Here is a 16,037-nt window from a genome sequence, read left to right as displayed (position 1 = left end):
CCCAGCCCCGGGACCGCCGGCCGCCCCCCAGGCCGGCCGGCGATCCGGCGGTCCCTCGTAGGGCCCGCGGCGCGCGCTACTTCGTCTTCGGCTTGCTCGGCAAGGTCGGCTTGCTCGGCTTGCTCGGCTTGCTCGGCTTGCTCGGCAAGGTCGGAACGGGGCACTCCGAGGTGTGGCTCGGCCTGCCGGGGATCCCCTTCACCACGGACAGCTCGATCCCGTCACCGTTCTTGACGATCTTGATGGCCTTGGGAAGCTTGATGGCCTTGGCTGCCTTGGCAGTCCTGCCGGCCTCGACGACCTTGAGGCCCTTGGTCGCCCTGGTGATGACGCGGGCGTCCCGGGCGCCCTTCTCGATCTTGGCGGCCTCGGCGGCCGGGACAGCCTCGCCCTCCGTGATCGCGCAGTGCTTGGACGCCTTGGCCAGCACCACGTCGGCACCCCCCACCGAGCCGGTGTGCGACGGGCCGGCGGCCGAGGCGGAGGCCGTGGCCCCCAGCGTCAGGACGCCGACCGCCGCGGCGAGCATGGCGCCTCGGCGCTTGGTGGCGATGGAGCTGAAGCGAGTCACAAGTGTCTCCTTACGCAGGTAACGCAGGGGATATGAACCCGGCGGACTCCCGGTCCGTCGGTGCGTCCACCGTGGCGTACCGACGCTGAGTCCTCGCTGAAGGCCCTTCAGCGGGGACTCAGCTTGTGCGTGCCATGCTGCTCCCGTGCGCATTCTCGTGGTGGAAGACGACGCCCGGCTTCGCGAACTCCTCAAGGAAGGTCTGGAGCAGGAGGGTTTCACCGTCGAGACGGCCGGTGACGGGCGCAGCGGCCTGGCGCTGGCCCAGTCCACCGAGTACGCGGCGATCGTGCTGGATGTGATGCTGCCCGCGCTGTCCGGCTATCAGGTCTGCTCCCGGCTGCGGGAGGCCGGCGTCTGGACGCCGATCCTGATGCTGACCGCCAAGGACGGCGAGTACGACGAGGCCGACGGACTCGACGTCGGCGCGGACGACTACCTGACCAAGCCTTTCTCCTACGTCGTGCTGATCGCGCGGGTGCGGGCCCTGGTGCGGCGCGGCAGCCTGGACCGGCCCGAAGTGCTCGAACTGGGCGATCTGCGGCTGGAGCCCGCGGCCCTGGCCTGCAGCCGGGGGAAGGACAGCGTCACGCTGACGGCCAAGGAGTTCGCCGTACTGGAGTGCCTGGCCCGCCGCGCCGGACAGGTGGTCTCCAAGACCGAGATCGTGCACACGGTGTGGGACACGGCCTACGAGGGCGGGGCCAATCTCGTCGAGGTCTACATCAGAACCCTGCGCCGGAAGATCGACGTGCCGTACGGCAAGCAGGCGATCCGCACGATACGAGGCGCGGGATATCTGCTGGCCCGCGACGGGGGGTGACCGCGCCATGAGATCCATGAGCCTGCTGACCGGGATGAGTGTCCGCGCCAAGGCCACGCTGGCCGCCGTGGGCACCGTCGCCCTGGCCATAGGGGTGTGCATGCTGGCCCTGGTCCTGGTCCTCCAGCAGAACCTGCGGGACAGCGCGAAGACGGACGCCAGACAGGCCGCCGTCAGCGTCGAGAACCAACTGGCGGCGTCCGGGAAGACGAGGCTGGCGGACAAGGCGCTGGTCGTCACGCCCCAACGGGTGACCATCAAGAAGGTGACGGGAGAGAGGATCACCGCCGGACGTCCGACGGAAGCCCCGCGGGGCGGCGCGTTCGACAGCCAGGTGCCCACCGTCCTCGCCGTGGGGACCCACACGGCGTACAGCGTGGACGTCGCCCCCTCGACCACCGCCCTCGACAACGCCACCCAGCTGCTGCTGCGCCAGGTCGCCCCTGCCGCCGCCGGACTCGTACTGTTCGTGGCCGCCCTCACCTGGCTGCTGGTCGGGCGCGCGCTGCGTCCGGTGGCCGCCATACGTGAGGAGTTCACCGAGATCACCGAGCGCGATCTGCACCGCCGGGTCCCGGTGTCCAAGGCGCGCGACGAGATCTCCCGGCTGGCGCGGACGATGAACGCCACGCTGGACCGGCTGCATCAGGCCATGAACCGGCAGCGCCAGTTCGTCGCGGACGCCTCCCACGAGCTGCGCAGCCCCATCGCGGCCGTGCGGGCCCAGCTCGAACTCGCCCTGGCCCGGCCCTCGCGGACGGACTGGCCGACCGCCGTGCACAAGGCGCTCCAGGACACCGAACGCCTCCAGGCCGTCGCCTCCGACCTGCTGCTGCTCGCCAGGCTCGACGCCCAGGAGGCGCCGCCCCGGGCCCCCGTGGACCTCGCGGCGCTGGCGGCCGAGGAGGTGCGGCGGCATCCCGGCACGGTGGTGGCGTCCGGCGAGGACGGCCCGCCCCTCGCGCCCGTCGCACCCGCCGTCGTCCACGGCAGCCGCGTACAGCTCTCCCGGCTGCTCACCAACCTCACCGACAACGCCCGCAGACACGCCCGCACGGCCGTCTCGGTCGGTGTCGCGGTCCGCGACGACATGGTCGAGCTCTCCGTGGACGACGACGGCCCCGGCATCCCCGAATCCGACCGCGAGCGCGTCTTCGAGCGCTTCACCCGGCTGGACGACGCCCGCGACCGGCAGGACGGCGGCACCGGCCTCGGCCTCGCGATCGCCAAGGACATCGCACACGCCCACGGCGGGACCCTGACCCTCCACACCAGCCCTCGAGGAGGGGCCCGGGTGCTGCTGCGGCTGCCTACGACTGCCGTTGTGAGATGAGACTTTGACAACTACCGGAACAGACTGATCGGTTGGTCAGTAGTATCTGCCCGTTCTTGGCCGCATCGCGGGTGGAGGTGTACGAAGGTGTTGTCGGAGACGGCGGGAGTCATCGCCGTCGCATCCGCGCTGCTGGTGCTGACGCTGCTGCTGGTCTCGTTATGGGTCGCCAGGCTGCGTACGGCGCTCGCCGAGGCGCGTACGGCGGCCGAGCGGGAGCGGGCAGCCGCCGCTGAGGCGCGGGCCGAAGCCGAACGGGAACGGGCCGTCGCGGCCGAGCGCGGCGAGGAGGTGGCCCGGCTGTCCGCCGTACGGGCCGAGCTGGACGAGGCGGCCCGCCGGGAGCGGAATCTGCGCGACTCCGTCCAGGCGTCGTTCGAGTCCGTGGCCAGGAATATGCACGCCATGGCGGTGGTGCAGCAGCAGGTGCTCGACGGCCTGGAACAGCGCATCAGCGAGGCGGCCTTGATGGCCGAGGTGATGAAGGCCGACCACGCCGCGGCCCAGATGACCCGCAAGGCGCAGACCCTGATGGTGATGTGCGGGATCTGGCCCGCGCGGCGCGAGACCCGGCCGGTGACGCTCTTCGACTGTGTGCGCGGCGCGCAGTCGCGGATCGTGGAGTTCGGGCGGGTCGATGTGCACGGCGGCCAGACGCTGTACGTGGTGGCGCCCGCGGTCGAGGGTCTGATGCACGCGATCGCCGAACTGCTGGAGAACGCCGCGGTGTTCTCCCCCTCGCGCACCCAGGTCGCGGTCTCCATCCGGGAGGTCGCCGCGGGCGCGGTCGTCGAGATCGACGACGCGGGGCTCGGTATGCCGCCCGATGTGCTGGAGCAGGCTGTCGCCCAGCTCCGGGACGGGCTCGACCTGGCCGAGCTGGGGGCGGTGCCGCGGCTGGGGCTCGCCTGTGTCGGGCGGTGGTCGCGGGAGCTCGGCTTCAGCGTGGAGCTGTCGACCGCCTCGGCGTACGGCGGGACGCGGGTGGTGGTCTTCGTACCGCACCGGCTGCTCGGCGGGGGCGCCGAGCCGGTCGTGGACACGGAGCCGGTCGTCATCGAGCCCATGACCGCCCCGGCCGCACCCGCGCCCATCGGGGCCGACTCCGGAGCCGATTCCGGGCTGCCGCAGCGGCGCAACCGCCGTCGTACGAACCAGAAGACGCCCGGAGCCGGGGCGCCCGACCCTGGAACCGGATCCGTACCCGGTTCCGGTTCCGCCGCCCCCACCTGCGACCCGTGGACCCCCGAGGCCGCCCGCGCGTCCATCGCCAGCATCGTCTCCGGCACCCGTCGCGGGCGCGCGGAGGTGGCCGAGGCCGACCAAGCCGACCAACAGGACCGAGCAGATCGAGAAGGAGGCCGGTAGTGGCCGGAACCATATCCAGGCTGCCGGACGTTGGATGGATGCTGCGTCCGCTGACGCAGATCCCGGGCGTGCGACATGCCGTCGTCGTCTCGGAGGACGGTCTGCGCATGGGGCACGGCTCCGCCGAGGGGCTGACAGGGGATGTGCCCCAACTGGACGTGGCGGAGGCCGAGTCGCTGGCCGCCGCCTGCGCGGCGCTCACGGTGACCGGGCAGTCCACGGCGGCACTGTTATTCGGCGACGACGCGGGGGTGCGGCAGCTCATGGTCGAGTCCGACAAGGGGTTCGTGCTGTTCACCTCGGCCGGCCAGCGGGCGTCTCTGGGCGTGGCCACCGATATGGAAGCGGATGTCGGTCTGGTGGCCCAGCAGATGCAGTTACTCGTGGCGAAAATAGGCGCCCATCTGAGCAGCCGCCCCCGGGAGTCGATGACCTCGACGCCATGAACGAGCCCCGCGAGGAACGGACCACCCCGGCCGTGCGGCCCTACGTGATCACACGTGGCCGCGCGGGTTCCTCACGGGACGAGCTTCCGTGGGAGACGCTCGTCATGGCCTCGGGAAGCGCGCCGCCCCCGGATCTTCAGCCGGAGTACCGGCGGATCGTCGACTTCTGTCAGGGTCTGCTGTCGGTGGCGGAGGTGGCCGCGCACCTCGGCCAGCCACCGGCCGTGGTGCAGGTGCTGCTGGCAGATCTCATCGACTGGGGGCATATCGTGGCGCGCCCGCCCGTCCGGGCCGCCAAGCGTGCCGACAGGGACTTGCTGAGGAAGGTGCTCGATGGGCTTGAGAGCAAGCTCTGAGATCTCGGACGGAGCAGGCGGCACGGACGACCCGGACTGTGCGGCAGACGGATCGGGCGACGCGGACGGAGCGGGAGGAACAGGCGGCGCGGGCGGAACAGGCGGTGCGGAGGGCGCCGATGACAGGGACGGTGTGCACGACGTGGACGGCGGCGTGAACGACGAAGACGACGAGGGTGACGGGGACAAGATGGCCGACATGAACGACGCGGACGACTCGGCCGACGCGGACGACGCCGACGATCTGGCCGGCACACCCGTCATGTATGTGCAGTCCAGCGTGTCCGGCGCGGCCAAGATCCTGGTCGTCGGCCCCATGGGCGTCGGCAAGACCACGCTGATCGGCACGGTCTCGGAGATCAAGCCGCTGTCCACCGAGGCGACCATGACCCAGGCGGGCGCCCGCCTCGACACCGCCGTACGGCCGTCCAAGATCACGACCACGGTGGCCCTGGACTTCGGCCGGATCACGCTCGGCGGCGAGTTGGTGCTCTATCTGTTCGGCACGCCGGGGCAGCAGCGTTTTCTACCCGCGTGGAAGGACCTGGCGCGCGGCGCGCTGGGCGCGCTCGCACTTGTCGACACCCGCGATCTTGAGGCATCCTTCGACGCCATCGGGCATCTGGAGGACCTGGACGTCCCGTTCTCCGTCGCGGTCAACGCGTTCCCCGACAGCGTGCTGCACAGCGAGGACGATCTGCGCTCCGCGCTCGATCTGCTCCCCCACACCCCGCTGGTCATCTGTGACGCCCGGGAGCACAAGTCCTCCGTCCAGGCGCTGATCTCGCTGGTCTCCCACCTCATAGAAACCATCACGGAGGCGTCGTGACGGCCGGTTGGGCCGATGGCGCGCTGCCGGTCCCGGTGCCGCTGTACGGGCCGGGGTTGGACGGCGACATACCCGCGCTGTACGAGCGGATGCGCCGCGACCACGGCCCGGTCGTGCCCGTCGCCATCGCGCCCGGCATCGAGGCATGGCTGGTGCTCGGCCATCGCGAGCTGCTTCATCTGACCCGTGACGAGCAGTACTTCTCGCACGACCCCAGGCGCTGGACCCCGCTGCGCGACGGCCGCGTGCCGCCCGACTCGCCGCTGATCCCGCTGGTCGGCTGGCGCCCGGCGCTGCTGTTCGCCGATGGCCAGCAGCACCGCCGGATGCGCTCGGCGGTCGCCGAGGCGCTGGGCCGGCTCGACGGGCACGAGCTGATCCGTACGGTGCGGTCCGCCGCCGAGCGGCTGATCGCCGGGTTCGCGGACCGGCATGAGGCGGATCTGGTGCCGCAGTACGCGCGGCTGCTCCCGCTGCAGGTCGTCACCCAGATCCTGGGCCTGGACGAGGAGCGCGGACCGCGGCTGGTCGAGGCGATCGCCGCCATCGTCAACCCCACCGCCGCCGCCACCGGCGCCAACCGGCGCATGGGCGGCATCCTGCTGGAGCTGATCGAGCAGAAGAAGCGGCAGCCGGGCGCGGATCTGACCTCCTGGCTGCTGGAGCACCCGGTCGGCCTCAGCGACCAGGAAGTGCTGCACAACCTCGTAGTGATCATCGTGGCGGGGAACCAGACGACCGTGAACTGGATCGCCGACACCGTACGGATCCTCCTCACCGACCCGGGCTTCCGCTCCTCGCTGGCCCGCGGCCACCTCACGGTCGACGACGCGCTGGACCTGGTGCTGTGGCGCCATCCGCCCACCGCCAACTTCCCCGGCCGCTACGCCACCCGCGATCTGCGCTTCGGCGGACAGCACATCCGCGCCGGGGACATGCTCATCCTGGGCCTGGCGGGGGCGAACGCCGACCCCGAGGTGCTGCCCGAGGACGGCCGTCCGGTCATCGGCAACCGCTCCCACCTCGCCTTCGGCGCCGGCCCGCACACCTGCCCGGCGCGGGACCCGGCGCGGCTGATCACCCGGACCGCCGTGGACACCCTCCGGCACCGGCTGCCCGACCTCGAACTCGCGGTGCCGGAGGACCAGTTGGCCTGGATCACCTCGCCCTGGTCGAAGAACCTGGCCGGACTGCCGGTGCGGTTCACCGCTCCGCAGCTCGCGGCGGACGCGGCGGCGGGCACCCACCCGGCAGACTCAGGAGACTTACGATGACCGACGCGACTGACGCGGCTGATGCGACCGACGCGACCGACGGCCAGTGCCCCGTGCCGCACGCCGCCCCGGCGCACGCCGCCCCCGCCCCGCACCGGCTGGACCCCACCGGGGCCGGTCAGCACGCGGTCAACGCACGGCTGCGGGAGCGCGCGGCCGCGGTCCCGGTCCTGCTGCCCGGCGATGTCACGGCCTACGCCATCACCCGCCACGAAGAGCTCAAGGACTTCACCACCCACCCCCAAGTCGCCAAGGACGCCCGCCACTTCGCCGCGCTGCGAGACGGTGAGATCCCGCCCGGCTGGCCGCTGGCGACCTTCGCCACCGTACGGGGCATGACCACCGCCGACGGCGCCGACCACAAACGGCTGCGCTCCCTGGTCACCCGGGCGTTCACCCCGCGCCGGGTGGAGGCGCTGCGCCCCGCCGTCGAAGAGCTGACCGCCGCCCTCCTGGACCGGCTGGCCGAGGCCGCCGCCGAGGCCCCCGACGGGGTGGTCGACCTGCGCCGCCACTTCGCGCTGCCGCTGCCCATGGGCGTGATCTGCCGGCTGCTCGGCGTCGGCCCCGAGCACCAGGACCGGCTGCACGCCCTCTCCAACGACATCGTCGGCACCCGCACCGCCCCCGAGCGGGCGCTGGCCGCCAACCGCGAGATGATCGCCATCCTGGGCCAGGTGGCCGCCGCGCGGCTGCGCTCGCCGGGCGACGATCTGACGAGCGCGCTGATAGCCGCGCGCGAGGAAGACGGTGACCGGCTCAGCGAGGAAGAGCTCATCGGCACGCTGCTGCTGATGATCATCGCCGGGCACGAGACCACGCTCAACCTGATCACCAACGCCGTGCGGGCGCTGTGCGCCCACCGCGACCAGCTGGAGCTGGTGCGCTCCGGCGTCGGCGAGGCGTCCTGGGGCGATGTGGTCGAGGAGACCCTGCGCTACGACAGCCCCGTCAGCCTCTTCCCCTTCCGCTACCCGACCCGCGACCTGGCCGTCGGCGGCACGGTGATCCCCCAGGGCGCCCCCGTCCTCGTCTCGTACACCTCCGCCGGGCGCGACCCGCGCGCCCACGGCGCGGACGCCGACCGCTTCGACATCACCCGCCACACCCGCCGCGACGCCGCCCGCCATCTGTCCTTCGGTCACGGCGCGCACTACTGCCTCGGCGCGCCGCTGGCCCGTATGGAGGCCACGGTCGCCCTCGACGCGCTGTTCACCCGCTTCCCCGGCCTTGACCTGGCCGTCCCCGACGACGCGCTCGTCCCGCACCCGAGCTTCGTCGGAAACAGCCCGCAGGAGCTGCCGGTGCGGCTCACAACGGCTTACGGGGCGCGCTGAGGGCAGCGTTGCTTCAGGGAAACGGCGGTGATGCGGCCGGGTAACAGGCACCCCGCACGCTTCCTGGCATGAGGTCGTACAGGGAGCCGGAGCCGGGCAGCGGTCGGCGGGTGGTGATCGTCGGCGGCGGCATGGCCGGAACGCGGCTGGCGCAGCAACTCGCCGCGACGGCCGCCGACGGCGTTGTCGAGGTGACGATCATCGGCGAGGAGCCGCACCCGGCGTACAACCGTGTGCTGCTCGCCGAAGTCCTCGCCGGGCGGTACGCCCCCGATGTCATCGCCCTCCCGGCCCTTGCTGTCGGCCGTCGGCTGAGCGGCGTACGCGTGGTCCGGCTCGACCGCGACCCGGGCGAGGTCGTATGCGACGACGGGCGCCGCGTCCCGTACGACGCGCTGGTGCTGGCCACCGGCTCCAACCCGGTGCTGCCCCCGCTGCGCGGGCTCTTCGAACCCCACGGCCACGACCTGCCGGACGGCGTCCACGCCTTCCGCACCATGGACGACTGCCTGGCCCTCGGCGCGGCCATCCGCCCCGGCGTCCGCGCCGTCGTCATCGGCGGCGGCCTGCTCGGCGTCTCCGCGGCACGGGCCCTGGCCCAGCGCGGCGCCCAGGTCGTCCTCGCCCACCAGGGCGAACACCTCATGGAACGGCAGCTGGACACGGGCGCGGCTGCGATGCTGCGGCGCCATGTGACGGCGCTGGGCGTGGAGGTCCATACGGAGTGCCGCGTACGGGGGCTGCGCACGCGGTCCGTGTCCGCTTCCGGCGGCGGGCGCGCCGTTCGCGCCGTGGAACTGGCGGACGGATACGCCCTCGAGGCCGACCTGGTCATCCTCGCCTGCGGCGCCCGCCCCCGCGTCGGCCTGGCCCACGCGGCCGGCCTCACCGTGGCGCGCGGCATCGTCGTGGACGACCAACTGCGCACGAGCGACCCCCGGATCTTCGCGATCGGCGACTGCGCGGAGCACGCCGGCATCCTGTACGGCCTGGCCGGCCCAGCCCAGGACCAGGCGGACGTGCTGGCACACGTTGTGGGCAGTCGTTCCGCAGGGCGGCACGGGTGGGCACAACCCGACCACCGGGCGGCACACGGCGACGAAACCGGCCCCCGGTACACGGGAAGCCGCACGCTCACCCGCCTCACACTCGCCGCCGCGTCCAGCCCGCTCGACCTCGCCGCGTTCGGCGAGACCACCCCCGCCCCCGGCGACGACGTCGTGCATCTGGCCGACGCCACACGGAACGCGTACCGGAAGGTCGTGGTCCGTGGGGATCGGCTCGTCGGGGGGATTCTGCTCGGCGATCTCGGCAGCGTCGGCGCGCTCGCCCGCACCTGGGAGGGTGACGAACCGCTCCCCTCCGCCCCCTTGCTGCACCTGCTGACCAACGATGGAGGCTCCTGACGATGAGCGCACCCAACTCTGCCCCCACCGCCGCCCCCACCATCGTGCTCGTCGGGCACGGCATGGTCGGCCAGCGCTTCCTGGAAGGGCTCGTCGAGCGGGGCGTGACCGAGCGCGCCCGGGTCGTCGTGTTGTGCGAGGAGCCGCGGCCGGCCTATGACCGCGTCCAGCTGACCTCGTACTTCTCCGGCCGGACCCCCGATGACCTGTCCCTCGTGGAGGACGGCTTCATGGCCCGGCACGGTATCGAGCTGCATCTGGGCGACCCGGCTGAGCACATCGACCGCGCCGCGCGCACGGTCACCGCGCGTTCGGGGCTGACCGTCGCGTACGACTCGCTGGTGCTGGCCACCGGCTCGTATCCGTTCGTGCCGCCGGTGCCGGGCAAGGACAGCCGGGGCTGTTTCGTCTACCGCACCATCGAGGACCTGCTGGAGATCGAGGAGTACGCCAAGAACTGCTCGTCCGGCACCGTGGTCGGCGGCGGGCTGCTGGGCCTGGAGGCGGCGGGCGCGCTCAAGGGGCTCGGGCTGACCACCCACATCGTGGAGTTCAATCCGCGGCTGATGGCGATCCAGGTGGACGAGGGCGGCGGCGCCGCGCTGCGGCGGACCGTGGAGGACATGGGCCTGGTCGTGCACACGGGCGTCGGCGGCAAGGAGATCACAGCAGACACGGACGGCGCGGTCTCCGCGATGGCCCTCTCCGACGGGTCGTCCATCGACACCGATCTGGTCATCTTCTCGGCGGGCGTACGCCCCCGCGACCAGCTGGCGCGCGACTGCGGGCTGACGGTCGGGGAGCGCGGCGGGATCGCGGTGGACGAGCGATGCCGTACGAGCGATCCGGCGGTGTTCGCGATCGGCGAGTGCGCGCTGGCCGCGGACGGCCGGGTATACGGGCTGGTGGCGCCGGGGTACGAGATGGCGCTGGTGGCCGCGGACGAGATCGCGGAGGCGAGCAGCGAGGAGAGCGGCTTCACGGGAGCCGACACCTCCACCAAACTCAAGCTGCTCGGCGTGGACGTGGCCTCCTTCGGCGATGCGCACGGCACGGCCGAGGGCTGTCTGGACGTGGTGTACGCCGACTCCCGCGCGGGCGTCTACAAGAAGCTGGTGATCGGCGCGGACGGGGCGCTGCTCGGCGGGGTGCTGGTTGGCGACGCCGAGTCGTACGGCATGCTGCGCCCGCTGACCGGCAGCGTGCCGCCGGTCGCGCCCGAGCAGTTGGTGCTGCCGGCCGGTCTTGGAGCGCCGGCCGCGATCGGCCCGTCCTCGCTGCCGGACGAGGCGGTGATCTGCAACTGCCACAACGTCACCAAGGGCAGCATCCGTTCGGCGGTCACCGACCACCAGTGCACCACGGTCCCCGAGGTGAAGAAGTGCACCAAGGCGGGCACCGGCTGCGGCAGCTGCCTCAAGGCGCTGACCACCCTGGTCAACGACGAGCTGGAGGCGAGCGGCGTCAGCGTCGACAAGGGGCTGTGCGGCTGCTTCTCCTACACCCGGGCCGAGCTGTACGAGATCGTCCGGACGCTGCGCATCACCTCGTACGCCGCGCTGCTGGACAGCCACGGCCGCGACGAGGCGCGCAGCGGCAACGGCTGCGAGATCTGCAAGCCGACCGTGGCGTCGATCATCGCCTCGCTCGCGCCGACGGTGGGCGCCAGCGGCTATGTGCTGGACGGTGAGCAGGCGGCGCTCCAGGACACCAACGATCACTTCCTCGCCAACCTCCAGCGCAACGGTTCGTATTCGATCGTGCCGCGCATCCCCGGCGGGGAGATCACCCCCGAGAAGCTGATCGTCATCGGCGAGGTGGCGCGGGACTTCGGGCTCTACACGAAGATCACCGGCGGGCAGCGGATCGATCTGTTCGGCGCCCGGGTGGACCAGCTGCCGCCGATCTGGGCGCGGCTGGTGGAGGCCGGGTTCGAATCGGGCCATGCGTACGGCAAGGCGCTGCGCACCGTGAAGTCGTGCGTGGGGCAGACCTGGTGCCGCTACGGCGTACAGGACTCGGTGCGGATGGCCATCGACCTGGAGCTGCGCTACCGGGGGCTGCGCTCCCCGCACAAGCTGAAGTCGGCCGTCTCCGGGTGTGCGCGCGAGTGCGCGGAGGCGCGCGGCAAGGACTTCGGGGTGATCGCCACCTCGAACGGCTGGAACCTGTACGTCGGGGGCAACGGCGGCGCGGACCCGCGCCACGCCGATCTGCTCGCCCAGGACCTCGACGACGAGCAGTTGATCCGGCTGATCGACCGGTTCCTGATGTTCTACATCCGCACCGCGGACCGGCTGGAGCGCACCTCCGCGTGGCTGGAGCGGATCGAGGGCGGCCTCGACCACGTACGGGATGTGGTGGTCGACGACTCGCTGGGGCTGTGCGCCGAGCTGGAGGCGCTGATGGCCGACCATGTGGCGGGCTACCGCGACGAGTGGGCCGAGACCCTGGAGGACCCGGAGCGGCTGCGGCGCTTTGTGTCCTTCGTCAACGCGCCGGGCGCGCCGGACCCGACGGTGAAGTTCGTGCCCGAGCGCGACCAGGTGAAGCCGGACCTGACGATCCTCTCCGGCCCCAGCATCCCCGTCCGTACCCTCGAAGGGACCGCAAGCCGATGACCATGGCACCCGAGCGGATCGATGTCCGCGTGGAACTCCTGATCGACCAGCGGTGGTTCGCGGTCTGCGACCTCTCGGACCTGACGCCGGGGCGCGGGGTGGCCGCGCTGCTGCCGGACGGGACGCAGGTCGCGGTGTTCCTGGACCGGACGGGGCGGGCGTACGCGATCGACAACCGCGATCCGTTCACCGGCGCGTATGTGCTCTCGCGGGGCCTGCTGGGCTCCGTGGGGACACGGCCCTTCGTCGCCTCGCCGCTGCTGAAGCAGCGTTTCGACCTGGAGACGGGGCGGTGCCTGGACGACGAGGGGGTCGCCGTCCAGGCGTATGCGGCCCGTACTCAAGAGCACATGGGCGGGGTGTCAGCCCAGGTCGCGTGAGACGACGATCCCGCACTGGACGGGGTCGCTCGCGCAGCCTGCCGCACCCGCGGCGAGCACGCCCTTCGTCCCCGGGACGGCGGCGATGCCGAACACCGTGGACATCTCGCTGTGCTCGGTGACGTCGGCGGGCAGCTTCTCGGTCGCCCACTCCGTACCGGTCCAGCGGGCCATCACGGAGTGGGCGTCGCCGCCCGGGGTCCAGCCGGCGATCCACAGGCCCCCGGCGCCGTCCGCGCCCGCCGCGTTCGCCTCGTCGACGGGGAGCGCGGGCAGCGACTGCCAGCGGCTGCCGGTCCACCGGGCGGCCATGGTGGCCGTGGGCGCCTGCGGGTCGTTGGTCTTCCCGACGACATAGACCGAGTTACGGCCGGTGGCCACGGCGTGGTTGGCCACCCAGCCGGTCGGGTGCTCACTGGGGGTGGGCACCTCGCGGACCGTCCAGCCGCGGCCGTTCCAGTGGTACAGCAGCGGTACGGTCTTCTCTCCGGTCGCCGCGTCGGCGGTGACCCAGACGTCGTCCGGGCCGGTGCCGGTGATGTCCCAGGGCTGCACCTGGCCACCGCCGGGGGCCGCGGGCAGGGCCACCTTCTGCCACCCGGAGCCGGTCCAGCGCTCCAGACGGGAGACCTGGGCGGCGCCGTTCGGATCCCAGTCGAAACTGGTCAGCCAGGCCGACTTCGTGCCGAACGTGGCGAGGTCGCCGATGAAGCTCAGCGACCCCTCCGCGGGGGCCGCGTGGTCGACCTTGCTCCACTTCTTGCCGTCCCAGTGCTGAAGCACGAGCGGCGCGGACATGTTGTCGTCCAGCGTCCCGGCCGCCCAGGCGTCGCCGGGCGCCGAGGCCGCGACCTTCTCCAGCCGCGCGGCCTTGCCACCCGTGGTGGCGGCGGGGACGTCCGTCCACGCGGTGCCGTTCCAGTGTCTGATCGTGGGGGTGCCCCCGTCGGCGCGGTCTGTCTTGCGGCCCACCGCCCAGGCGTCCTTGGCGCCGGTCGAGGCGACGTCCCAGAACTCCGTGGAGACGGTCTCGCTCAGCGGCGTTGCCAGTTGCCAGGGGGTGGCGGCACGGGCCGCCCGATCGGACGCGGTGGTGGTCGCAGTGCCGGTCTCGGCGTTCGCCTGCGCCCCTGACGAGCCAAGTGCGATCGCGCACACCGCTACCGCTATGCGCAGCCCTGCGTTCCTGGCCATGGTGCTCCTTCTGCTCGGTTGGTGCTCTCAGAAGGAATTGGCCGCCGGGCGACGGTTCTTACAGGTGACCTTGCCTTACCGATCACCCCGCCCGGTCATTTGGGGGTCCTCAGCTGCCGGTCCGTCCACTTCGACGTCACGGTGGCGGTGTGGTTCACCACCGTGCCCGCGGTGAGCCCCGCCTCGGCGGCCTGCGCATTCGGCTTGGTCAGCACCTGCTGGTCGGACAGCAGGGCGCCGGTCGCCGGATCCACGATCAGCTCCGACCGCGCGGTCCCGTAGTCGGGCCGTTCGGTCGCGGGCAGCGCGAAGCCGACCCCCTTGCGGCCCAGCGGGTCGGTCACCTCGCCGAGCGACCGGATGCCCGGCAGATCCGCGATGACGCGGTACGCGGCGGCCCGCACCTCGGGCTTGACCGGGAGGCTGATCAAGTTGGCCGCCTGCCGCCACATCCACTCGGTGCGGCCGGAGATCTCGCTGCCGCGGTCCTCCTCGTACAGGCCCTCCAGGTGCTCCTTCAGCTTCGCGGTGTCGGCGGGGAGCGTCCGCAGATCCGCGTACGTCACATTGCGCGCGCCGAGGGCGGCGATCTTGTCACCCTGGTTGATCCGGGTCACCGTCGGCCGCTTCTCGGACCCTGACTCGATCCGCAGACCGAGCTTGCCACCCGGCAGGGAGCCGGACTCGGCGAGCGTGACGTCCTTCGGCGATCCGGCGGCCCGCCAGCGCGCTGTGTCGCGCTCGGTACGTGGCTCGGTGGTGGCGTCGATCCCCGAGATCCACAGGCTCTGCGTACCGGGCTTTACCCCGAAGGACCACTGCTGTGTCTCGGAGGTGACGACCGCGAAGGTCGACCCGGACTCGGCGACGACGCCGATCCAGCCCGACCGGGTGGTCGACTGCCAGTACGTGCCCTCGTCCGCCTCGCTCTCCAGCCGGTTGGCCACGTTCAGCAGCGCGAGGCGGCCGTTCTCGGGGGTGTGCCGGGGGCCGGCCGTGGTGGGCCGGGCGGTGGCGCGGGAGCCGTCGGAGCCCGAGCCGTCCTGGGGCAGGGTGGCGACGAGCACCCCGGCCGCGGCCGCCGTCGCGGCGACGGGCAGCGCCCACCGCCAGGTGAACGGCCGGGCGGACCCTGCGGACCGGCGGGCTTCCGGCGCCTCCGGGGCGCTGTTGAGGATGGTGATCAGGTCGTGCCGGGCGCGTTCCGAACCGGCCGAGCCGGCCAGGCGCTCCGGGTCGAACTCCAGGGGCCGGGCGTCCGCCAGTGTCTTCATGACATCGGGCCGCTTACGTGCCATGTCAGTGCTCCTTCACTGTCACTTTCGGGCGAGAACCACGAACTTCGCGCGAGAGTCCGGCCGAGCCCTCCGCCACGCTGACGGCCCGCTCCAGCCGCCGCCTGGCCCGGTGCAGCCGCACCGAGAACGTAGCGGTGGCACAGCCGAGGACGCGTGCCGCCTGTCTCGGGCCGAGCCCGTGCCAGGCGACCAGCGTCAGCACCTCGCGGTCCGCGTCGGACAGCGTGGCCAGCGCCTGCAGCGCCGCCTCGCGCTCGGTCACATCCGCGGCCACATCCCCGACGTGGGGGCCGGAGGCGATGATGCGCTGGGCCTCCTCCGCGGCCAGGGCGTACTGTCTGCCGTCGCGGCGGCGCAGCTCGCGGGTCAGATTGCGGGCCACGCCGAGCAGCCACGGCAGCGGTGGCGTGGGGATGTCCCGCATCCGCCGCCAGGCGACCGTGAAGGTCTCGCTGGTGATGTCCTCACCGACCTGCCGCCCCACCAGGCTCGAGGCGTAGGCGAGCACCCGGGGATGGCACTCCTCGTACAGGTCACGGAAGCGTTGGGCGTCGGTCACGCGCCGTCTCCTCATCTCGGCTCTCTCACCTGGCAGTGGTCGAGAACCGCGATTTCTTACACCCTGAGGAGAATCTTTTCGGGTGGCGGGCGGTGGCCGAGGGAAGCTCTCCCCTGACCCGCCCCCTCCCGCGGTGTCGAGCCCCTGCCCGTGTGCGGCTCCGCTCCGCGGCGTTCTCCCGCCAGCACGGATGCCGGAGCCTGAGTTGCGGGGGGTTTTTTGGAGGGGGACACCCCCCCCAC

General features: G+C 72.1%; 15 protein-coding genes. 11 read left to right on the top strand and 4 right to left on the bottom strand.

Annotation, left to right across the window (positions count from 1 at the left end; all coding sequences use genetic code 11):
• Nucleotides 1–76: 76 nt before the first annotated feature.
• Nucleotides 77–571: a hypothetical protein gene (locus ACFV2X_RS10705; protein ID WP_385614067.1), complete on the bottom strand. Its 495-nt coding sequence runs from the start codon at nucleotides 569–571 to the stop codon at nucleotides 77–79.
• Nucleotides 572–716: 145 nt separating this feature from the next.
• Here ACFV2X_RS10705 and ACFV2X_RS10700 point away from each other — a divergent pair, with 145 nt between their 5' ends.
• The 11 genes from ACFV2X_RS10700 to nirD all read left to right on the top strand — a co-directional run bounded on the left by ACFV2X_RS10700 (nucleotide 717) and on the right by nirD (nucleotide 12,744).
• The gene (locus ACFV2X_RS10700; protein WP_385614064.1) at nucleotides 717–1,394 is read left to right on the top strand and encodes a response regulator transcription factor; all 678 of its coding nucleotides are present in this window, start codon (nucleotides 717–719) and stop codon (nucleotides 1,392–1,394) included.
• A gap of 7 nt (nucleotides 1,395–1,401) precedes the next feature.
• Nucleotides 1,402–2,727: an ATP-binding protein gene (locus ACFV2X_RS10695; RefSeq protein WP_385614061.1), complete on the top strand. Its 1,326-nt coding sequence runs from the start codon at nucleotides 1,402–1,404 to the stop codon at nucleotides 2,725–2,727.
• Between the two features lie 87 nt (nucleotides 2,728–2,814).
• Nucleotides 2,815–4,095, top strand: a complete 1,281-nt coding sequence (locus ACFV2X_RS10690; protein WP_385614058.1) for an ATP-binding protein — start codon at nucleotides 2,815–2,817, stop codon at nucleotides 4,093–4,095.
• A complete protein-coding gene (locus ACFV2X_RS10685; RefSeq protein ID WP_385614056.1) occupies nucleotides 4,095–4,541 on the top strand; it encodes a roadblock/LC7 domain-containing protein in 447 nt (148 codons plus the stop codon). The genes ACFV2X_RS10690 and ACFV2X_RS10685 overlap by 1 nt, the downstream gene beginning before the upstream one ends.
• Nucleotides 4,538–4,897: a DUF742 domain-containing protein gene (locus ACFV2X_RS10680; RefSeq protein ID WP_014179897.1), complete on the top strand. Its 360-nt coding sequence runs from the start codon at nucleotides 4,538–4,540 to the stop codon at nucleotides 4,895–4,897. The genes ACFV2X_RS10685 and ACFV2X_RS10680 overlap by 4 nt, the downstream gene beginning before the upstream one ends.
• A gap of 262 nt (nucleotides 4,898–5,159) precedes the next feature.
• A complete protein-coding gene (locus ACFV2X_RS10675) occupies nucleotides 5,160–5,726 on the top strand; it encodes an ATP/GTP-binding protein (RefSeq protein WP_089507007.1) in 567 nt (188 codons plus the stop codon).
• On the top strand, nucleotides 5,723–7,000 hold the full coding sequence (locus tag ACFV2X_RS10670) for a cytochrome P450 (RefSeq protein ID WP_385614053.1): 1,278 nt from the start codon (nucleotides 5,723–5,725) through the stop codon (nucleotides 6,998–7,000). Before ACFV2X_RS10675 ends, ACFV2X_RS10670 begins: the two co-directional genes overlap by 4 nt.
• Nucleotides 6,997–8,337, top strand: a complete 1,341-nt coding sequence (locus tag ACFV2X_RS10665) for a cytochrome P450 (protein ID WP_385614050.1) — start codon at nucleotides 6,997–6,999, stop codon at nucleotides 8,335–8,337. Before ACFV2X_RS10670 ends, ACFV2X_RS10665 begins: the two co-directional genes overlap by 4 nt.
• Nucleotides 8,338–8,405: 68 nt before the next feature.
• A complete protein-coding gene (locus ACFV2X_RS10660; RefSeq protein ID WP_385614047.1) occupies nucleotides 8,406–9,743 on the top strand; it encodes an NAD(P)/FAD-dependent oxidoreductase in 1,338 nt (445 codons plus the stop codon).
• A 2-nt stretch (nucleotides 9,744–9,745) separates the two neighbouring features.
• A complete protein-coding gene (gene nirB / locus ACFV2X_RS10655) occupies nucleotides 9,746–12,364 on the top strand; it encodes a nitrite reductase large subunit NirB (protein ID WP_385614045.1) in 2,619 nt (872 codons plus the stop codon).
• Nucleotides 12,361–12,744, top strand: a complete 384-nt coding sequence (gene nirD, locus ACFV2X_RS10650) for a nitrite reductase small subunit NirD (RefSeq protein WP_385614042.1) — start codon at nucleotides 12,361–12,363, stop codon at nucleotides 12,742–12,744. Before nirB ends, nirD begins: the two co-directional genes overlap by 4 nt.
• On the opposite strand, the gene ACFV2X_RS10645 is transcribed toward nirD, so the two are convergent.
• The 3 genes from ACFV2X_RS10645 to ACFV2X_RS10635 form a co-directional block, all read right to left on the bottom strand.
• The gene (locus ACFV2X_RS10645; protein WP_385614039.1) at nucleotides 12,727–13,938 is read right to left on the bottom strand and encodes a hypothetical protein; all 1,212 of its coding nucleotides are present in this window, start codon (nucleotides 13,936–13,938) and stop codon (nucleotides 12,727–12,729) included. The genes nirD and ACFV2X_RS10645 overlap by 18 nt on opposite strands.
• A 95-nt stretch (nucleotides 13,939–14,033) precedes the next feature.
• Nucleotides 14,034–15,236 (bottom strand): CU044_5270 family protein, encoded by a 1,203-nt coding sequence (locus tag ACFV2X_RS10640; protein WP_385614036.1) that lies wholly within the window; start codon nucleotides 15,234–15,236, stop codon nucleotides 14,034–14,036.
• A 1-nt stretch (nucleotide 15,237) separates the two neighbouring features.
• Nucleotides 15,238–15,795: an RNA polymerase sigma factor gene (locus tag ACFV2X_RS10635; RefSeq protein WP_385614033.1), complete on the bottom strand. Its 558-nt coding sequence runs from the start codon at nucleotides 15,793–15,795 to the stop codon at nucleotides 15,238–15,240.
• Between the last annotated feature and the right edge of the window lie 242 nt (nucleotides 15,796–16,037).

The organism is Streptomyces sp. NPDC059679, assembly GCF_042734105.1.
Taxonomy (GTDB): domain Bacteria; phylum Actinomycetota; class Actinomycetes; order Streptomycetales; family Streptomycetaceae; genus Streptomyces.
Note: the sequence above shows the minus strand (reverse complement) of the source record. Positions and strands in the feature narration are given on the sequence as shown.